Here is a 19,094-nt window from a genome sequence, read left to right as displayed (position 1 = left end):
CCGCGCCTGCCGCTACGCCAGAGCAGCGACGGCACCGAACCGCTCTCCACCGTCGGCAGCGAGGGTGTCGGCACGGCGGGGCGACGGCGCCGGTCGCGTCCGGCAGCCACAGCCCGGCCGTGCGCGGCCCCCAACCGTCACCGAGGCCGGACCATCGGCTCGTGGTGACCTCCAGGCGTAGCTGGGCGCCGGGCCAGGGGCCGTGGGTGAGCAGGACGGTGCCGGTGCGGCGCGGGTGGGCGGCGAGGCGGTCGAGGGTGCGTGGGGGTAGGTGGGTGGGGGCGGTGGTGAGGATGACGGGCAGGCGGCGGCGAGTGCGGTGACGACTTCGGCGAAGTGGTTGCCGGGGTGGTCGGCGACGACGAGTCGGCGCAGGTCGAGTCCGTAGCCGGCGGCTGCGGCGAGGCCGAGGGTCGGCATGGCGACGGCGGCGGTCCAGACGGTGGGGGCTTCGGCCGCGGGCCCGGCGGCGAGGGCCAAGTTCCCTGTTGAATCGGGGTGTTGAAGCCGCTCTGAACGGGTGTGGACGTGGCTGGTTGGCGTGTGTTCTGGGTCCCTGCGAAGGGAGCCGGTCAGGGTGTGTCGATGCCGGTGTCGGTCCTGTTGGGGTCCGGTCCGGAGGCGCGGGAGGCCGAGGCCGGCTCGCGGCCGGGGGATCCGGTGTTCTTGGCGCCGGACTGTCAGGTCGATGTGCTGCTGGGGCTGTTCGGGCAGTCGCGGACCTTCCGGGGTTACACCGTGGAGACCCGGCGGAACTACGCGACCGACATCGTGCTGTTCCTGGACTTCCTGTGGGGGCGGGGGCGGTGGTGGGTGCACGCCGAGCCTCGTGCCCTGGAGGACTACGAGCACTGGCGGCGGTTTGAGGCGTCGAACCCCGGGCGCATCGGTGACGCGAAGTGGAACCGGGAGCTGGCGGCGTTCAGCAGCTTGTTCGCCCGGGCCGTCCGGCAGGGCGTCCTGGCGCGCAGTCCCGTGGAGATCCGGCAGGCGGCCGGGCAGCGCGGCGGTACGACGACGGTGGCAGCCGCGCGGGCGGCCGGTGCGCGGCGGAGCACTTCTCGAAGACGTTCTGCACAACGTCTTCGGCGTCGTGCCGGTCACCGGTCCCCACCGGTCGCGCACCGGCGGGGCGGGCCCTCGCCGTGTCCGGCCCCTCCGGGGGGGTGACGCTGTGTAGGCGTACGGTGGGTGAACGGTGAACAACGCTGTTCCCGGCGGACGGGCCGGGCGTTCACCGCTCGTTGCCGGTGCGTCCACCCCCGCTCCCTAGCCTTCCGGGGCGCGTACCGCCGACCGACCGGACGGCGGGCCCTCACGTCTCCAGTGGAGTCAGCGTGGAACGACGTACCTTCCTGCGCGGCGCCGTCGTCGGTGCCTCGGCCGCGGCCTTCGGCGGCACCCTCATGCACGGCGCCGCCTACGCGGCCCCGGCCCAGAACGGCCCCAGCCCCTACGGTTCCCTGCTCGCCGCCGACGCCAACGGCATCCAGCTCCCCACCGGCTTCACCAGCCGGGTCATCGCCCGCTCCGGCCAGGTGGTCCCCGGCACCTCGTACACCTGGCACAGCGCCCCCGACGGCGGTGCCTGCTTCGCCGACGGGACGGGCTGGATCTACACCTCGAACTCGGAGATCAACCCCGGCGGCGGTGCGAGCGCCGTGCGGTTCAACTCCTCCGGCAACGTCACCGGCGCCTACCGGATCCTCTCCAACACCCGGCAGAACTGCGCGGGCGGCAGGACCCCGTGGAACACCTGGCTGTCCTGCGAGGAGGTCAGCCTCGGCTACGTCTACGAGACCGACCCGTACGGCGTGAACGCGGCCGTACGCCGCGACGCGATGGGGAAGTTCAAGCACGAGGCGGCCGCCGCCGACCCGGTCCGGCAGGTGATCTACCTGACCGAGGACGAGACCAACGGCTGCTTCTACCGGTTCGTCCCGAACACCTGGGGCAACCTGTCCGCCGGCACCCTGCAGGTCCTGAAGGCCGGGACCGCCACCTCCGGCTCCTTCACCTGGGGCACCGTGCCCGACCCCGACGGCTCCCCGACCGTCACCCGCGACCAGGTCTCCGGCGCCAAGCGCTTCAACGGCGGCGAGGGCTGCCACTACGCCAACGACACGGTGTGGTTCACCACCAAGGGCGACAACCGCGTCTGGCAGGTCAACCTCGCCAACAGCACGTACGAGCTGGCCTACGACGACTCGCTCGTCAGCCCCGGCACCGCGCCGCTGACCGGTGTCGACAACGTCACCGGCTCCACCTTCGGCGACCTGTACGTCGCCGAGGACGGCGGCAACATGGAGATCTGCATCATCACCCCGGACGACATCGTCGCGCCGTTCCTGCGGGTCACCGGTCAGTCCGGCTCCGAGATCACCGGCCCGTCCTTCTCCCCGGACGGCACCCGCCTCTACTTCTCCAGCCAGCGCGGCACCACCGGCTCCTCCACCGGCGGCATCACCTACGAGGTCACCGGCCCGTTCCGGACCTGACCGCTCCCCCGGCCCCCGACGCAGGGCGGTTTCCAGGGGCCGTTCGGTACCGCGGGAGGGTCAGCGCCGGGTGGCGTCCTCGATCCGCGCAGTTCCCGGTGGACGTGGCCGGGCTTCAGGCCGCGGTCGTCACGGTCTGCCCCGTACCGGTAGGCGGAGGATCGGATGGCGGCGTCCGCCTCCTCCTGGACCCGGGTGCCGGCCGGGCCGACGATCGCCGGGTCTGCGGTGGGAAGGTCGCCGGCCTCGTCGTCGCCGGCCTCGTGGTCGGGGCCGGCGATGTCGACCGGGATGACGACGTAGACCGGGATGACGACGTAGGCGGTCCTGCCTTCCGGGGAGCGTCAGGAGGTCCTCCCCCGCGCCCGGGCCGCGGGCCGCGCCGTCGAGGAGGCACCACCACAGGGTTGCACCAGGGTCGGTGCCCTCCTTCACGATGATCCGGCCCGTCGGTGCGGTGGACAGGATGAACTCCGCACCGACAAGCCGGTCCGCACCACGGAGGATCCCTTGAGCAACCGCATACCTACCGCCGTCACCGCCGCGCTCGTGCTGGGCCTCACCGCGAGCACGGTGGCGACACCGGCCCTGGCCGCAGCACCCAGCGCCCAGGTGACGGCGAGTCAGTCGTCCGGGCCGAACGCGAAGGCGTTGGAGGAAGCCCTCCTCGGGCTGCCCGGCCAGGACGCGAGCGCCGCCCTCGTACGCGTCGGTGGCCACGGAAGTTGGCGAGCAAGCGCAGGGGTGCATGACCTGGAGAGCGACCGCAAGGCACTGGAGCGGGCTCGGTTCCGGGCCGGCTCCACCACCAAGGTGGTCACCTCGGCCATGGTGCTGCAGCTCGCCGCAGAGGGCCGAGTCGATCTCGACGGCACCGTCCAGGAGTATCTGCCGGGCCTGTTGACGGACGCCTTCGAGCCGGTCACCATACGGCAGTTGCTCACCTTCACCAGTGGCCTCCAGCCAGGCGCCTCGCTCGGCCCGGAGAACGCCGAGGGGTACCGGAACCGCTTCAGGACCCTGACCCCGGAAGAGGTGGTCGCGGCGTCCGTCGCCAAGGGCCCGTACCGGGGGCCGGGGGAAGGCCCGGGCAAGAAGCAGCGGTACGGGAACATCGACTACACGGTGCTCGGCATGCTGATCGAGAAGATCACCGGCGACTCCTACGAGCACCAGGCGCAGGTCAGGATCTTCCGCCCGGCCGGAATGCGGCACACCTCCTTCCCCGACGACGCCGACCCGCGAATCCACGGCGCGCACAATCGCGGCTACCAGAAGCTGGCCGACGGGACGATCGTGGACGCGACCGAGTGGAACATGTCGGACCGGTGGGCGGCAGGCGACATGATCTCCACCACCGAAGACCTGGAGAAGTTCCTCGTCGCACTGTTCAGGGGCGAGCTCGTACCCCAACCCATCCTGGAGAAGGAGATGTTCACGGTTCCGGACGTCAACGGCGCCGTGATGAGCGCGGGACTGCAGCGCTTCGACGCGGGCGACGGACTGGTCATCTGGCTCAAGACCGGCTCCCGGCCCGGCTACAGCACGCTCATCGCGGCGACCAGGGACCTGTCACGGACCCTCGTCTACTCGGTCAACTCGATCGACGCCAAGGCCACGACCATGAACCCGGTCGGCGAGCGCATCGTCCGGGCCGCCTTCATGCCCGCCGGTCGCTAGGGCCCGTCCGACAGGTCAGGCAACCCGCCCGTCGGCCGGCCGTTCTGTCCGGTACGCGGGAAATGGCAGCTCAGCCGGCGCGCGCGGTCCACTTCGGCGGCGTCCACAACCGGGCATGGGCGCTGCCGACCTGGATCAGCGTTCCGGTGTGCCGGTCCTGACGCACCGGGCGGAACCCGTCGATCGCGAACACCCGCTGTCCGCTGGTGACGTCGACGCCCTGCAGACCGGCCTCGTCGGCGATCAGCAGATGCTCTCCGTCGGTGAAGAAGCCGAAATCGCCGACCGGCCAGGGGAACGTCGCGACCGCCTTGATCCACCGGACGCCCGGCGAGCGAAGTTCGATCGAGGTGGGGTCGAGGACGTGGACGGTACCGCTGCCGGCATCGTCCCGGTCATACACCGCGATCCGCCCGTCGTCGATCCACACCACCGGCCAGTTCCACTCCGAGACCTCGGGATACACCGCACGGCTGGGCCCGTCCTCGGACTCGTACGGGTTGTCGTGCAGCCACGCGGTCAGGCTCCACACCGCCGGCATCCCCCACGGCTGCCACACCCAACCGCCGTCGTGGACACGAGTCCCGTCAGGACTCAGCGACAGCGCGCCGTGGAAGTAGTCGAGGTCGTACTCCGCACCCTCCTCATCTCCGTCCGGGCCCTCCCGCGCCGTAAGCACCTCGCCGGACGCGAGATCGGTGACGTCCAACCGGTTCCAGTCCGTGCGATGGACGACGACCGCCCGGCCACCGTGTTCGGCGAACGCCAACGCGAAGGGGACGGTCTCACAGCAGTAATCCCCGCCGTCCAACGTCAACGCCGGCGAACCGGTGGTGAGATCGACGACGGTGCCGTACCGACCGCGGTCCTGAACCACCGCCGCCCAACGGCCGCATCGAGACACATGAAGCCGCAGTCGAACGCCGCCACCGTACTCGGACGCCGGCCTCTCCTCCCCACACCGGGCCACGTCCCGCACCTCGCCGGTCGTCGGCGTCCACCGCGCCAGCCGTCCGCCCTCGGACAGCACCAGCCACGCCGGCCCCGCGTCACCGAGGGCCGCCGGCAACGCCGCCACATCCACGACCGGCCGCAGCGCGTCGGGAACCGCCACGTCCACCGTGATCGTCGCCATACTGATCCCCTCGGTGCGCCCGTGCCGCCCCCGCGGCAACGTGAACAGCAGGTGATACGGCACCGTATCGGCAAAGTCGGTGAGCGCCGCGATGCCGGTCACGGCGGTGAGGCGAGCACGGATCCGGTCCATGCCGGGCTCATTCTCGCGCAGGTCCGCCTCGGTGTCGTCCGGCGAGAAGCTCGCAGTGACGGCTTGCATCCTGCTGTTCACCGTTCTCAAGAGCACCGTCAACCCGACCTGGACGGCGGCGAGGACCGGAGCGGCTGCCGGCCGGCCCGAGCCGCGGCCCGGCCCGCACGGCCCCGGCCCGCGAAGCCCGGCCGCAGGACCGCAGGGCCGCAGCCAGGGCGTCGAGAACCGCAACGGGCGCCCACCCCGGTGGGCGAGCAGTCACCGGGGCGGCCGACGGCCGGGCCCCGGTATGAGGGCGGCGGGCCGGCAGCGGGCGGCGGGCCGGGAGGCAGCGGCCGAGGACCGGCCACAACGGGCCGGGTGGGGTCCGACGACGCGGAGGCATACCTGCGCGACCTCATCGCCGCCAAGCACCCGGGCTGGCACGAGAACACGCTGGTGGAACTGCTCATCCGCCAGGGCCGGTACGACGACGCCATCAAGGCCGTCGAGCACACCTTCGACGACCTCTACGACAGCAACCTCCTCCAAGCTGCCATGGTCCTGCTCGCCGAACAGGGCCTGCACGACAAGGCCCTCGAACTCACCGAAGGCCGCAGCCCCGAGTTCCTCGCGGAGCACGAGGCGTTCTGGCTGCGCTCGGCATACGAGGCACCCCCTTCCGGGTGTGCCAGTACCTGCTCGATCGCCTCATCGGCCCGGCCGCACGCGGCCATCAGCGGAAGCCGGATCCAGACCGGGGACCCGGCCGCTGGACAAGCGCTACCGGGCCGCCACGGCGGTTCGGGCCGTCGCCGAGCGGGGCCTGTGCGACCTCGCACCCGACGACGTCCTCGATACACTCGCCACCGGCGGGGAAAGGCCCGAGTGGGCCGCGCAGATCACGCCGCTCGGCCGGACCGTGCTGACCTACCGGTCCCTCCAGGACAATCCCGGGCCGGGAAGTTGAGAGGGTGTCCGGTGGCCATCTCGGGGCGCAGCAGGTCGACGGCCTCGCTTGCGCCGCCGCTCCCGTCCCGGCCTCGTCCGGGCGCACCGACCGCCACCGGCTCAACCGTGGCGGAGACCGCCAGGCCAACCGCGCGCTGCACACAATCGTGCTGGTCCGCATGCGTCACGACCCTCGAACGCGCGACTACGTGGCACGACGCACCCTCGATGGACTCAAGACGAAGGACATCTTCAGATCAAGCGCTTCGTCGCGAGAGAGGTCTACCGCTACCTCACCAGCGCCTTCAGCGACGCGACCGGGCCGTCTCCTGCAGCTTGACGATCTACAGAGCTTCAGAGTCAAGCTGAGGCCGTCAGTCCTCCCGCCAGTTCCGGTACTCGTGCGGGGGGAGGTTCCAGGAACCGTCGCTGAAGGGATTGGGCAGCGCCCCGTCCAGAGCGCCGACGAGAAACTCGCCGAAACCCATCCCGTACCGGCGCCACGGGTCGGTTCCGTACGGCACCTGGCGCCTGAAGACGACGACGTCCCAGTTCTCGGGATCGAGCGAGTCGCAGATCCAGAACGCCACGTCACCGTTGACGGTCGTCGCGAAGGGAAGAAGTCTGCCCTCCTCGGACAGCTCCACGGCGCCGGCTCCGCCGTCCGGCTGCGGTTCCTCCCGCGGATCGAACCCGAGTCCGTCCAGCAGTTCGCTCTCGGGGCGGCCTTCCGCCGGCGGGATGCGGACCGCGAGGTACTCGTTCAGCTCGCCGCCGCCGAACACCGCGACGAAGTCCCGGTAGTCCGCCGGAACCCGCAGGCCCGTGCTCCGCGCAAGTTCCTCCCAGTCGACGACATCACCTTGAGCCTCCGAAATCCCGAGGATGCCGGACAAGCGACCGATCATCTGGTGCATGAATTCTCGTCTTTCCTCGTCACCCATCGCCGAACAACCCGGCGTCCTCGCCCGATCGACTTTCCATCGACAGGCCGAGATTCTTCCAGCCGCTTCCGGTCGTGTAGATCAGATTCGAAACGGTGTCCGAACTGGCACCAACCAGACGCCCGTTCCGATCCCATGCCACATAGGTCATCTCGATCTCATAGGGGCGAGCCTCCCCCCGGCATAGTGCGGGGTCACCTGATAGAGAACGACCCTTTTGTTGTCGATCTGCTTTTTCACCCGATCCTCAAAATTCGGCATGCTGGTTATCGGCCCCAGGCGATCAGTGTCGGCCCCAAGCTTCCCGACATAGGAATTTGCGTCACTTCCGCAAGGGAATAGGTTCGCCAGATTAGTACCGGAACCACCCAGTTGGTTTCCGAGGACGTGGCACGCATTCACATCGGATGCTTCCCCGCCCCAGTAGGACACCTGGTTGCGCGCCCGGTCGTAGCCGGCCGGCTTGATCCCACGCTTCACCTGCGTGACGCTACCGGGTTCTCACGGAGGTAGTCCTGGTCGAGGCACGCCGTCACGCCTGTCGCGCGTCCCCCGTTGCCGATGTCTATCTGTCCGGTGTTGACCCAGCCCGCATTGTCCAGGCGGCAGCCGGCACCACGACCCGGGTCGCCTCCGCCGGGCGGGTCGGGTTCAGGTCCGGGGGCCGTCTCGGCGCCGACGGCGCTACTTCTGCCAGCCGACGGTCTCGGGCAGCGGGCTGTAGAAGATGGTGGCACCGACGTTGGCGAGTCCCTTCCGCAGGCCGTAGGTGGAGGGTCCGCTGTAGAGCGGCAGCAGGGAGTACTGCTGAAGGGCCTTCTGCTCAAGCTTGTTCACGGCCTCGATCTGCTGGCCGAGGTCGGCGATGTCCCCGGTGGCGCGGATCTCCCGGTCCAGTTCGGGGGTGCCGGCTCCGGTGATGTTCGACTCGCGGTCCGAGCAGTAGAAGTCGCACAGGGACCGCGCGCCGAAGGGGTCCGTCGAGCGGTTGCCGGAGATGAACAGGTCGAAGCGGCGCTCGCTGAGCACCTTGGAGAAGTCGTTCGAGGAGACCTTGTTGACGTTCAGCCGCACGCCGACGGCCTTGAGCATCGCGGTGAACGCTCCGGAGACGGCCTTCTCGACGGGGTCGTCGCCGAGCAGGGTGTAGCCGAGTTCGAGTTCCTTGCCGTCCTTGGCGCGGATGCCGTCGGTCCCGGGCTTCCAGCCGGCCTCGTCCAGGGTCTTCCGCGCCCTTTCCGGGTCGTACTTCAGCACGGCGGAGACGTTGTCCTGGTAGCCCTGCTGGAAGCTGTAGAGGACCGCCGAGCCCGGCAGCGGCTCGCTGTAGTCGAGGCCCTGGAACCGGATCTTCGTGATCTGCGAGCGGTCGATGCTCTCCTGCACCGCCTTGCGGACCTGGACGTCACCGAGGAACGGGGACTTGGTGTTGAGGTACAGCGCGTACTCGAAGGGGCTGCCACCGCTGCGCACCTCGGCGTCCTTGACGGCCTTCACCTGCTTCAGGTTCTCCGCGTCGCCGACCGGGGCGTAGTCGATCTCGCCGTTCTTGAAGGCGTTGATCGAGGCGGCGCGCTCGAGGTTGACGTAGACGCGCTTGTCGAGCTTGCCCTTGCGGCCCCACCAGTTGGGGTTGCGGACGAAGGTGATGTTGCCGGACTGGGCGTCCCAGGTGCCCACGGTGTACGGTCCGGCGCCCCATTCGGGGTGCGCCGTCTTGACGTACGCCTTGTTGAAGTTCTCGACGGTGGCGGCCTGGGGGTGCAGGAAGGTGGTGAACAGCGCGGTCCAGGAGGCGTTGACACCCTTGAAGGCGATGACCGCCTGCTTGGCGTCCGCGCCCTGGGTGACGGACGTGATGCGGTCGTAGCCATCGGTGGAGGAGGCCGCGTACTCCTTGTCCGAGCCGTTGTTGGCCTTCCAGGTGGCCTCGATGGCACGCCAGTCGATCGGGGTGCCGTCGTTGAACACGGCCTTGGGGTTGAGGGTGATGACGACCTTCTGGTCGCCGCCCTCGACGGAGACCTTCACGTCGCTGTAGTAGTCCGGGTTGTACTGGACCTCACCGGTGGGCGAGTACGTGATGGCGTCGGCGTTGTACCAGGACCAGATCCGCAGCGCGTTGAGGGTGCCGTTGACGTTGAAGGGGTTGCCCTGCTCGTCGAAGGTGCCCGCGGTGGTGTAGGTGCCGCCGTCCTTGAGGTTCTCGTACGGCTGGGGGTTGTAGTCGGTGACCGAGGACGCGGCCTTCGCCGCGTTCTGGGTCTCCTTCCCCGAGGAGTCGCCCGAGGAGGACGAGGAGGAGCAGGCGGTGGCGGCGACCGAGACGGCCGCGACCAGCGCGAGGGGCAGAGCGAGCTTACGACGCACGGGATGTCCTTGGTTGGGAAGGGGGAGCGGCAAGAAGGGGGGCGGCGAGAAGGGGGAGCGGGCGAGAAGGGGGGAGCGGGTGTCAGACCGCGTGGCAGGCGTACCGGTGGTCGGAGCCGTCCGACGCGCCGAGCGTCGAAGGCCGTTCGGTGCGGCAGCGCGTCCGCACGCTCTCGTCGGCCTCCCGGTGGAGCGGGCAGCGGTCGACGAACACGCAGCCCGCCGGCAGCCGGGCGGCGCTGGGCTGCTCGCCTTCGAGGACGATGCGCTCGCGACGGCGCTCGCGCTCCGGGTCGGGCAGCGGGATCGCCGACAACAGGGCCTTCGTGTACGGGTGCCGCGGCCGGGCGAAGATCTCCTCGGTGGCGCCGGACTCGACGATGTGCCCGAGGTACATCACCGCGATCCGGTCGGAGAAGTAACGCACCACGGCCAGGTCGTGCGCCACCACGAGGTAGGCCAGGCCGAGTTCCCGCTTCAGCCGGACGAGCAGGTTGACGATCTCGGCCTGCACGGAGACGTCCAGGGCGGACAGCGGCTCGTCCAGGACCAGCAGTTTCGGCTCGCACGCCAGGGCCCGGGCGATGCCGACCCGCTGGCGCTGGCCGCCGGACAGCGCCGCGGGGAAGCGGTCGCCCACGGCGCGGTCCAGTCCCACCAGGTCCAGGAGCCGCGGGACCCGGGACCGGACGGCCGCCCGGTCGGCGCCGGCGGCCTGGAGCGGTTCGGCCAGCAGGTCGTAGACGGTCAGCCGGGGGTCCAGGGCGTCCGTCGGATCCTGGAGGACGATCTGGATCTCGCGCCGCAGCTCCCGCACCCGGGCCGCCGAGCGCAGCGTCGCGATGTCGGTGCCCGCCACCTCGATCCGGCCGCCCTCGGGGGCGCGCAGGCGCAGCACCTCGCGCAGCGTGGTGGTCTTGCCGCTGCCGGACTCCCCCACCAGGCCGAGGGTTTCGCCCGCGCGCAGCTCGAAGCCGACGCGGTTGACCGCGTGCAGGGTGCCCACCCGGCGCTTGAGGAGGGTGCCCTTGGTGACGGGGAACGTCTTGACCAGGTCCTCGACGCGCAGGACCACGTCGCCGACGGTCCGCTGCGCGGCGCGGGCCGGCGGTGGGGCAACGGCGTCCCCGGCCGGGTCCAGGCTGCCGTCGGCGATCTCCTGCGCGCGGTGGCAGGCGACGCGGCCGGGCCGCCCGGCGGGTGCGGTCAGGTCCGGTTCGGTGGTCCGGCAGACGTCGCGGGCCACCGCGCAGCGCGGCGCGAAGGCGCAGCCGTCGGGCAGGCCGACCGGGGAGGGCGGCTCGCCGCCGATCGGGATCAGGGGCCGTTCGACGCCGCTGTCCGCGGTGGGGACGGCGGCCAGCAGCCGGGCGGTGTAGGGCATGGTGGGGCGGCCGAAGAGCTCGTCGACGCCCGCGTGCTCGACGATCCGTCCGGCGTACATGACGGCGACGTCGTCGGCGTGGCCGGCCACCACGCCCAGGTCGTGGGTGATGAGGACGAGTCCGGCGCCGGTCTCGCGCTGGGCGAGGCGCAGCACGTCGAGGATCTGGGCCTGGACGGTGACGTCGAGCGCGGTGGTGGGCTCGTCGGCGACGAGGACCGCGGGCTTGTTGGCGATGGCCAGGGCGATGACGACGCGTTGGCGCATGCCGCCGGAGAACTCGTGCGGGAACGCCTTGGCGCGTTCGCGCGGGTCGGGGATGCCGACCAGGTCGAGCAGTTCCACCGCCTGGTCCCAGGCGTCCTTCCTGGACAGGTCCTGGTGCACGCGCAGGGCCTGGGAGAGCAGCCGGCCGACGCTGAGGACGGGTGTGAGCGCGGACATCGGGTCCTGGAAGACCATGCCGATGTCCTTGCCGCGGACCTTGGCGAGTTCCGTGTCGTCCATCGCCGCCAGGTCGCGGCCGCCGAGCAGGATCCGGCCGCCGAGCCGCGCGGTGGGCGGCAGCAGGCCCATGACGGCGAGGGCGGTGGCGGACTTGCCGGAGCCGGACTCGCCGACGATGCCCAGGGTCCGCCCGGGGAGGAGGTCGAAGTCGACGCCGCGTACGGCCTCCACCGGTCCTGCCTCGGAGGGGAAGGAGACGCGGAGGTCGCGTACGGACAGGACGGGTGCGGGCCGGGCGGGCCCGGCCTCGGGCCCGGTACGGGGGGCGGGTGCGAGGGTCATCGTCGGCCTCCTGCCGCGCCGGTGGTGGAGGTGGGGTCGAGGGCGTCGCGCAGGCCGTCGCCGACGAAGGTCATCGAGACGGTGAGCAGCACGGTCAGGGCGGCGGGGAAGGCGAAGAGCCAGGGGGCGCTGGTGATGGTGCCCGCGCCGTCGGCGAGCATCGTGCCCAGCGAGACGTCCGGGGTCTGGACGCCGAAGCCGAGGAAGGACAGGGCGGTCTCGCTGAGGACGGTGGAGACCACCCCCAGGGTGAGGTTGACGATGAGCAGGGAGCCCAGGTTGGGGATGATGTGGCGCAGGACGATGCGCAGGGGGCGCACGCCCATGAACTCCGCGGCGAGCACGTAGTCCCGCTCGCGCAGGGATGTCGACACCGACCAGACCACGCGGGTGGTGGACATCCAGCCGAACACCGTCAGGACGAGGATGAGGACCCGCCAGTCGCCCGCCAGCCGGTGCGAGACCAGGGCGAGGATGAGGAAGGAGGGCACGATCAGCAGGAAGTGGATGAGGGCGAGGGTGGCTTTCTCCGCCCGGCCCCCGAGGTAGGCGGCGCCCGCGCCCACGACCGCGGAGACGGCGACGGTCAGGACGGACACGGTCACCGCGATCACCAACGAGCGCTGGAGACCGTGCACGGCCGAGGCGTAGACGTCGTTGCCGCCCTGGTTGGTGCCGAACCAGTGCTCGGCGCCGGGGGCCTGGGTCAGGGCGGAGAAGTCGGCGTCCGAGAAGTGGTAGGGGGTGAGCAGTCCGCCGAACGCGCTGAACAGCACGAGCAGCAGGAGGATCACCACGCCGGCGACGGCGGTCCGGTTGCGCCGGAAGCGGCGCAGGTAGAGGCGGCGCCGGCCGAGGTAGCGCCCGTCGTGCCCGGTGGGCGGCCGCTCGGCGTCCGGCCCGGGGGCGGTGGCGAGGGCGCCGTCGGGGGTCGTGCCGGGGCTCACAGGGGTGCCCATCTCAGCTCACCCGCACTCTCGGGTCGAGGAGGACGGTGGTGGTGTCCGCGAGGATCGCGCCGATCGCGGTCAGGGCGGCGGCGAAGGCGGCCGTCGCCACGGTGCCGTGCACGTCGTTCTTGTTGATGGTCTGGATGAAGTACTGGCCCATGCCGTTCCAGCCGAAGACGGTCTCGGTGAGGACGGCGCCGGTGAAGACGGCCGGGATGCTGAAGGCCACGGACTGGGCGGTGGGGATCAGGGCGGTGCGCAGGGCGTGCCGGCGGATCGCCTGGGCGCGGGTGAGCCCGGTGGCCCGGGCGGTGCGCACGAAGTCGGAGTCGATCACATCCAGCAGCAGGGAGCGCTGGGTGAGGTGGTAGCCCACGTACCCGGTCAGGGTGAGCGTCAGCGTCGGCAGGATCAGGTGCGCCAGCCGGTCGCCGAGCGTCGCCCAGAATCCCTCCACGTCCGGAGACTTCTCGCCCGCGACGTACAGGAAGTGCCAGCCCGCCTGTTCGTTCAGCCGGATGGCGAGCAGGACCAGGGCGAGTGCGGCGATGGACACCGGGACGTTGAAGAGCGCCATGGACAGGGCCTGGGCGGCCCTGTCCCGCCAGCCGTACTGGCGCGAGGCGGTGTGGACGGCGAGCGCGACACCGACGACGACGGACAGGAGCGTCGCGCCGATCACCAACTGGGCGCTGACGAGGGAGCGGTAGCCGATCTCCCCGTTGACCTCCACTCCGACCGGGGAGCGGCCCCAGTCGAAGCGCAGGACCACCCCGGTCAGCCAGTCCCACCAGCGGTGGAGCAGCGGCTCGTGCGGGTCGAGGTTGTAGGGGGCCAGGGCCCGGGAGATCTGTTCGTCGGTGCGGACCGGGCGCAGTTCCTTGAAGTTCGAGCGCGGGTCGAGGAACGAACTGGCGAGGAAGTAGGTGGCGTTGGTGGCCAGCGCGATCACCAGGAGCCAGCCCGCTGCCCTGCGTGTCACGTATCGGAGCACGGATGCCACCTCCCCACGGGATGCGGCGGGTGCGGCTGGGAAGCGTCGGGTCTGGCGGAGCTGAGCATGGGGGTGGAGCTCTTTCGGTCCAGGAGGGTGCTTGCACTGTGGTGCAGAGGCCAAGTCTGTGTGCGAGCGACACGTGGCACCAGTGGTCCAGACATTTGGACACGAAGACGAAACGGCCCTGAAGTACACGGACGTGTCCGCGTCACACTTCCGTCATTTCGCAGGTGGGAGCGGGTACGGAGGCTGCAAGGGCGTGTGGCCGGGCGGTGCGACCGGAGCGGTGGGGGCGAGCCACGAGACGTACAGGTACATCTCGTCCGTCACCAGGCGGTTCGTCGGGCGGCTGCGGTCGATGCCGCAGTGGAGCCGGTAGTGGACGACGCGGCGCCGGCCGTTCTCATCGTTGCTCCGGCTGACCCCCGCCTGAGCGGGGGTCAGCCGGGGGCGACCGCCGCCGCAGTCACCGGGCTGGGGTCCTCCCCACGCCCGCGAGGGCAGCCGATCCGCAGGCGCCGGCCGCCCGGTCGCTCGGTGTCTTCCCACGAGCGGGGGTTCGCCGGAGTACGGTGTTGAGCGGTCGGTGTGGAGCACGTTCTCCCTGTTGCGTTGGGCTGGTCCTTCTTCCCATGGACGGGCGCGGGTCCCGCTTCAGCTGATCGCGAGTGGCACGGGGGCCGGGCCGAGCTTGTTCCGGCATGATTCGACAGCTCGATCGCCAAGCGCTACCCAAACTGCTGACTAGACGAAGCCAGCGTGGCCGTGGGCGAGGGCGGTGTGGTGGTGGGCGAGGGCTTCGCGGGCTCGGGTGGTTCGGGTCAGGGCCCGGGGCGGCCAGTACGGCCTCGTACAGCTCGGGCCCGATCGCCTCCCGCAGCACTGCCGGCTCAGCCAGGAAGCGGATACGGCCAGGACCAGGCTTTCTGTGTCGGCGGTAGCCGATATCTTGCGCTCGGCAGGATCGGGTACGAGCGGGTGGTGGCAGATGGAGCGGGGATCGGGGACGGTCGTCGAGGTGGGGTACGCGGAGGGCTGGGATCCGGCGTCCCGTACCCCCGGGCGGGCGCTGTCCGTCGGGGAGGCGCGGGCGCGGGACGCCGAGGGGCTGCCGTACGCGGTGATGCTCCGGGTGCCGGGGTGCGAGGTGCCGGCGGAGGTGCGGCTGGTGTCGTGGGGCGCGGGCTTCGTCGAGGTGTGGGCGTACGACGAACAGGGCCGCCGGACACTCGAAGCGGAACTGAGGCTGCTGGTCGACGAGGAGCGGCTGCTGAACCGGCGTGCGATCAGCTGGCGCCACCCGGATCCGGTGATGGCGGAATCCGCCCAGGACTGCCCTCGTACCGTGGTGGAGGTCTTCCCTGACGGTACGGGACGGATCTCGCACCAGCCCGAGGGCATGCGAGGCTCCTCGCTGGAGGCCGTGCTCACGGTGCCGGAAGAGCGGCTGTGGTCGGCCCGGCCGGAGTTCGGGAAGTGGCGGCCGCTTCCGGGCGGGGAGCACCTGCCGGACTGGGTGCGGGTGCACTTGGACGCTGCCGGGACGCCCGAGGCTTCCGTGCCGTGGCGTCGGGAGTCATCCCGCATGTTCTCGTCCATCGACTTCGATGCGCTCTTCCGGCCCGGTACGCGCATGTCCGATCCCTACGGCGACGAGATGACCGCCGTGGAGCCGAGGCGGTCCGGCACCCTGCGCGTGCCGAGCGGCCTGCTGGCCGTCGACTGCCCCCTGGACCATGACGGGCCGCACTTCAGCATCGCCGTCCCGCCGGGGGAGCACGTGCTCGACGAGGCGCAGGCCGCCTTCCTCGACGGCCGTGAGTCGTCCACGGCGGTCCGGCTGCGCGTCGGGGAAGCCCCGGCCGTGTCCTGGGAGATGGCCCTCAGGCCGTGCGACGACACCAGGCTGCTCGGGGAGGGCGAGGCGTACGGGTTCGGTACGGACGGCGCGACGGGCGCCTTCGCCGATGCCGGGGCGTGGGGCCCGCTCCAGCGGCTCTCCCGGCAGGCGATGGAGGACAACGACCCGGAGGCGTGGAAGTACAGCACCGGCTCCGCCTACTTCCTCCACACCCGCGAGCCCGGCTCCGGCGCCGAGCTGGCGGCGTTCGCGGTGGGCTCGGACGGGGTCCATCCCGTCTGGGTGGGGCGGTCGGCAGACGGGGACGTGGTCGGTGTGGTGGTGCTGGTCGAAGGAATGCCCGACCTCATGGCGCCCTGAGCCCGTCCTCCCCGCGCAGCCGGGGGTCAGCCGCTCGACGCCCACCTGAAGACGTGCGTGGCTGAGTCCTCCCCGCGCAGCCGGGGGTGATCCCCTGATGACGACCGTCGTGGCAGGCCCGAAAGGCTGCTCCCCGCGCGCGGGGGGGGGCAGCCGGACCAGAACCAGGAGGCGCGGACGAAGCCGCGCCGGTGTCACGCTCGACTCGGTGGTGCCCACCCGCCGGTTCGCCCCCCCGGGCCGACGATCCGCAGGACGCACCGTGCCCGTGCCGTTCCGTCGTGCCACCTCAGGCAGAGCCGCGCCGTCGGCCGGTGGCCGCCCGGCGCGGGAGCGCCTGCGCCTGTCGCGCCAGCGCCGGGCGGCCGATCAGGTCCTGCGCGAGATGACCATGATGTATTCGCAGGGAGCGTTCGTCCGGTTGGCGAAGCCGTGGTCCGCATCGGCTTGGAGGAACAGGGAGTCGCCTGCGTCCAGGGTCTCGGTGATCCCGCCGATCGCCACGGTGAGGGTGCCTTTCAGCACCACGAGTTGTTTCTCCGTACCCGGCGGGTACGCGGGCAGCAGCCCGGTGGAGACCTGCGCGGGGAGGTAGTGGACGACCATCTCGGCTCGTCCCGCGCCCGGGGCCGCCGACACGATGTGCCGCTCGAAGCCGGTTTCCGGGTCGCGGAAGACGGGGCGGTCGTTCTTGCGCATGGCGATGGCCACACCGGACGTGGCAGCAGCCGGCGCACCGACCAGCTCCGAGAGCGACGCATCGAGCGCGTGGGCGATCCTGGACGCGACGCCGATCGTCGGGCTCTTCTCGCCGCGTTCGACCTTGGACAGCATCGCCCGACTGACCGACGACTGTGCGGACAGCTGCTCCAGCGTCAGGCCCGCCTCCTCACGGCGTCGCCGCACGTTGCCGCCGAATGCGCCGGCCAGGTCGTCACTGCCCCGCGGTTCGGCCGCTCTTCCGTCTTGCCCGACCACCGTGCTCCTCGATCGATGTGTGCCTCGCTGCCCACAGTGTAAGGTTTCTCCTAAAGAAGATCTGATCTTCTATCAGAGACGCGCGGCGTGCGCCCAACACCACGGAGTGGTTCATGCGTTTGATTTCGAGCGGCCGTCACCATGCCACGTTCGAGTTCGGCGATCTGCGAGTGGTCTCGCTGCGAGACGGGTACATCGACATGCCACCGACACGGCTCCGCGACGAGGACGGACGCACCCTCGACGAGCTGCCGGCCGCCGTCCCGCTGGCCGGCGACAACCTGCGACTGTCGGTCAACGCCTTCTTCGTCACCGACGGCACGCGGTCGGTCCTCATCGACACCGGCGCATCCGACGCCTGGCACGACCCCACCATGGGATTGATCTACGACGCGCTCGACGAAGCGGGAATCGACCGCGCGCAGGTCACCGATGTGGCCATCACCCACAACCACGAGGACCACGTGAGCGGCCTGATCGCACCGGACGGTTCGGAGGCGTTCGCCGCACTGGAGCGCGTGTGGATCGGCGCGGGCGACGCCTCGGTGTTCACCGGGCGCCTCGAACCGATCCGGGACCGGGTCGTACCCGTGTCGGAGAAGGTCGCGATCAACGACTGGACCACCGCGGTCCCGACCCCCGGCCACACCCCCGGCCACACCGTCTACCACGTCCGGAGCAGCACCGGCCACCTCCTCGCGTGGGGCGACACCGTCCACGTCCCCACGCTCCAGTTCGATCAGCCGAACGTGTCCTGGGAGTTCGACGGCAACCAGACCCAGGCCCGCACCGCGCGAGCGGCCCTCCTCGAACAACTGACCCGACCCCACCACTACGTCGCCGGCGCCCACCTCGACTCACCCGGCATCGCCCGCGTGACCCCCTCCGGCGACGGCTACGCACTGGAGTACCTCGCGCCACCGATCGGCTGACCGATCCCGCCCTCCCCGCGCAGGCGGGGGCAGCCGTCTGTGGGCACTGTCGACCGGGTTGGAGACCGCCGTCCTCCCCGCAGACGTCAGCCAGGGAGTCAGCGGTGGACGGCAGGGTCGGCAAGGAGCCTCAGGGCAGCGATCGACACCGCGTACGCCCCGGTGAGTACAGCCGGAGCAGGCCGGCCGGGATGCCGGCCGGGATGTGCCGCGCGACGATCTCGGTGCCCTTCTCGACACCGGCCGACAGGGTGAGGAGCAGGCCCGCGGTGTCGGTCTCAGGATGCCCGGGTATGGCCGGCTTTCCCCTGGTAGTCGCCGCGGGCGAGCTCTCTGCCGATCCAGGACTGCGCGCTCGCCGCGATGCCCCATCGCAGGACGCGACCGTCCTCACGGACCGGCTCGCCGGTCGAGGTGTCCTCCACCACCCACAACCCGGGGCTGCGCCCCTCGGGCGGCTGCTGTACCACCCGGTACCGTGCGGCGTGCCTCTGCCGACCGGTCAGGCCGTCGCCGCGGCGGACCCGGATGACGGTCCGACCGGCCCCAAGGACGACCGGGAAGTCGAGCTGGCCGCCGTCGAATGCCGCCTCGACCACCGCCGGATTCGGCGTCTGCCGGCTGGTCTCCAACTTCGACACCTTCGACTGCACCCAGTGCTGACGTCCTGTCTATGGCAGTGGGCCCGCACTTCTTACAGGTCCCCGGCGGTTTTCTCTGCGGTTGCCGGTGGACACGGTGTTCGAGGGGAAGCAGCCCGGCCGCCGGGTGTGGGCGCAGCGGGCCGGGTGGCCGGGGCTGGAGCCCGATCAGCGGGACTTGCCGGCGGCGATCGGCAGCGAGGAGGACCGGGAGCCGGTGGCCGCGAAGGCCGCGGCCGAGGCGAAGCCGACGGTGTCCCGGACAGATCGGTTCGCCCGGGGCCCGGTGGCGCCGGCGCGGTTCGTGGCGCGGGGGCGGCATCCTCGGGTGCCTCGCCCGCACGAGGAGCCGGTGGAGGCCGTGGAGGCCGGCCCCGGGGGTGAGGAGCGGGCGGTGGTGTCGCACTTCGCGCTGGGTGCCTGGCTCGACAACCAGAGGAGCAGGAGGGCGAAGCCGACGGCGGGGCAGCTCGCGCAGCTCGCCGAGCGCGGCGTGGAGTGGGCGTGGAG

Annotated in this window: 15 protein-coding genes and 1 pseudogene; 6 read left to right on the top strand and 10 right to left on the bottom strand. The window is 71.0% G+C overall.

The window, feature by feature from the left end; all coding sequences use genetic code 11:
* Positions 1-579: 579 nt before the first annotated feature.
* The 3 genes from AC067J_RS36665 to AC067J_RS36655 all read left to right on the top strand — a co-directional run bounded on the left by AC067J_RS36665 (position 580) and on the right by AC067J_RS36655 (position 4,178).
* A complete protein-coding gene (locus AC067J_RS36665; protein WP_478306777.1) occupies positions 580-1,170 on the top strand; it encodes a hypothetical protein in 591 nt (196 codons plus the stop codon).
* 167 nt (positions 1,171-1,337) lie between these two features.
* Positions 1,338-2,498, top strand: a complete 1,161-nt coding sequence (locus tag AC067J_RS36660; protein WP_478306776.1) for an alkaline phosphatase PhoX — start codon at positions 1,338-1,340, stop codon at positions 2,496-2,498.
* A 510-nt stretch (positions 2,499-3,008) separates the two neighbouring features.
* The gene (locus tag AC067J_RS36655) at positions 3,009-4,178 is read left to right on the top strand and encodes a serine hydrolase domain-containing protein (RefSeq protein ID WP_478306774.1); all 1,170 of its coding nucleotides are present in this window, start codon (positions 3,009-3,011) and stop codon (positions 4,176-4,178) included.
* A 70-nt stretch (positions 4,179-4,248) separates the two neighbouring features.
* Here AC067J_RS36655 and AC067J_RS36650 read toward each other — a convergent pair whose 3' ends face one another.
* Both AC067J_RS36650 and AC067J_RS36645 read right to left on the bottom strand, forming a co-directional pair.
* Positions 4,249-5,526, bottom strand: coding sequence for a YncE family protein (locus AC067J_RS36650; protein WP_478306772.1), 1,278 nt, complete (start codon positions 5,524-5,526; stop codon positions 4,249-4,251).
* 180 nt (positions 5,527-5,706) lie between these two features.
* Positions 5,707-6,069: a hypothetical protein gene (locus AC067J_RS36645; protein WP_478306771.1), complete on the bottom strand. Its 363-nt coding sequence runs from the start codon at positions 6,067-6,069 to the stop codon at positions 5,707-5,709.
* Positions 6,070-6,446: 377 nt separating this feature from the next.
* Between AC067J_RS36645 and AC067J_RS36640 the strand changes: the two are divergent.
* A pseudogene (locus AC067J_RS36640) lies at positions 6,447-6,718 on the top strand (transposase); the annotation flags it as partial.
* A 34-nt stretch (positions 6,719-6,752) separates the two neighbouring features.
* On the opposite strand, the gene AC067J_RS36635 reads toward AC067J_RS36640, so the two are convergent.
* The 6 genes from AC067J_RS36635 to AC067J_RS36610 all read right to left on the bottom strand — a co-directional run bounded on the left by AC067J_RS36635 (position 6,753) and on the right by AC067J_RS36610 (position 13,809).
* Complete coding sequence (locus tag AC067J_RS36635) at positions 6,753-7,295, bottom strand: SMI1/KNR4 family protein (protein WP_478306769.1); 543 nt, start codon at positions 7,293-7,295, stop codon at positions 6,753-6,755.
* A 19-nt stretch (positions 7,296-7,314) separates the two neighbouring features.
* On the bottom strand, positions 7,315-7,473 hold the full coding sequence (locus AC067J_RS36630) for a hypothetical protein (protein ID WP_478306768.1): 159 nt from the start codon (positions 7,471-7,473) through the stop codon (positions 7,315-7,317).
* Between the two features lie 533 nt (positions 7,474-8,006).
* The gene (locus AC067J_RS36625) at positions 8,007-9,692 is read right to left on the bottom strand and encodes an ABC transporter family substrate-binding protein (RefSeq protein WP_478306766.1); all 1,686 of its coding nucleotides are present in this window, start codon (positions 9,690-9,692) and stop codon (positions 8,007-8,009) included.
* A gap of 82 nt (positions 9,693-9,774) precedes the next feature.
* Positions 9,775-11,865 carry a dipeptide ABC transporter ATP-binding protein gene (locus tag AC067J_RS36620; protein WP_478306764.1) on the bottom strand — a complete coding sequence of 697 codons (2,091 nt, stop codon included), beginning with the start codon at positions 11,863-11,865 and terminating at the stop codon, positions 9,775-9,777.
* Complete coding sequence (locus AC067J_RS36615) at positions 11,862-12,824, bottom strand: ABC transporter permease (protein WP_478306762.1); 963 nt, start codon at positions 12,822-12,824, stop codon at positions 11,862-11,864. Before AC067J_RS36615 ends, AC067J_RS36620 begins: the two co-directional genes overlap by 4 nt.
* Position 12,825: 1 nt before the next feature.
* Positions 12,826-13,809 carry an ABC transporter permease gene (locus tag AC067J_RS36610; protein WP_478306760.1) on the bottom strand — a complete coding sequence of 328 codons (984 nt, stop codon included), beginning with the start codon at positions 13,807-13,809 and terminating at the stop codon, positions 12,826-12,828.
* 991 nt (positions 13,810-14,800) lie between these two features.
* Between AC067J_RS36610 and AC067J_RS36605 the strand changes: the two genes are divergently transcribed.
* Positions 14,801-16,033 carry a DUF4241 domain-containing protein gene (locus AC067J_RS36605; RefSeq protein WP_478306758.1) on the top strand — a complete coding sequence of 411 codons (1,233 nt, stop codon included), beginning with the start codon at positions 14,801-14,803 and terminating at the stop codon, positions 16,031-16,033.
* 369 nt (positions 16,034-16,402) lie between these two features.
* Here the strand turns inward: AC067J_RS36605 and AC067J_RS36600 are convergent, their stop codons facing one another.
* The gene (locus AC067J_RS36600; protein WP_478306756.1) at positions 16,403-17,011 is read right to left on the bottom strand and encodes a helix-turn-helix domain-containing protein; all 609 of its coding nucleotides are present in this window, start codon (positions 17,009-17,011) and stop codon (positions 16,403-16,405) included.
* A 113-nt stretch (positions 17,012-17,124) separates the two neighbouring features.
* Between AC067J_RS36600 and AC067J_RS36595 the strand changes: the two genes are divergently transcribed.
* Positions 17,125-17,943: an MBL fold metallo-hydrolase gene (locus tag AC067J_RS36595; protein ID WP_478306754.1), complete on the top strand. Its 819-nt coding sequence runs from the start codon at positions 17,125-17,127 to the stop codon at positions 17,941-17,943.
* Positions 17,944-18,221: 278 nt separating this feature from the next.
* Here AC067J_RS36595 and AC067J_RS36590 read toward each other — a convergent pair whose 3' ends face one another.
* Entirely contained in the window at positions 18,222-18,575 is a 354-nt protein-coding gene (locus AC067J_RS36590; RefSeq protein WP_478306752.1) for a hypothetical protein, read from the bottom strand.
* Positions 18,576-19,094: the final 519 nt, after the last annotated feature.

Source organism: Kitasatospora sp. NPDC042419 (assembly GCF_056437345.1).
The sequence above is the reverse complement of the archived record's forward strand: the minus strand, read 5'-3'. Positions and strand labels throughout refer to the sequence as shown.

Bases quoted from the DNA above. Each gene is read 5' to 3' on its own strand.
- AC067J_RS36620 (WP_478306764.1), bottom strand. From the start codon at position 11,865: ATGACCCTCGCACCCGCCCCCCGTACCGGGCCCGAGGCCGGGCCCGCC.
- AC067J_RS36595 (WP_478306754.1), top strand. From the start codon at position 17,125: ATGCGTTTGATTTCGAGCGGCCGTCACCATGCCACGTTCGAGTTCGGC.
- AC067J_RS36635 (WP_478306769.1), bottom strand. From the start codon at position 7,295: ATGCACCAGATGATCGGTCGCTTGTCCGGCATCCTCGGGATTTCGGAG.
- AC067J_RS36605 (WP_478306758.1), top strand. From the start codon at position 14,801: ATGGAGCGGGGATCGGGGACGGTCGTCGAGGTGGGGTACGCGGAGGGC.
- AC067J_RS36630 (WP_478306768.1), bottom strand. From the start codon at position 7,473: ATGACCTATGTGGCATGGGATCGGAACGGGCGTCTGGTTGGTGCCAGT.
- AC067J_RS36615 (WP_478306762.1), bottom strand. From the start codon at position 12,824: ATGGGCACCCCTGTGAGCCCCGGCACGACCCCCGACGGCGCCCTCGCC.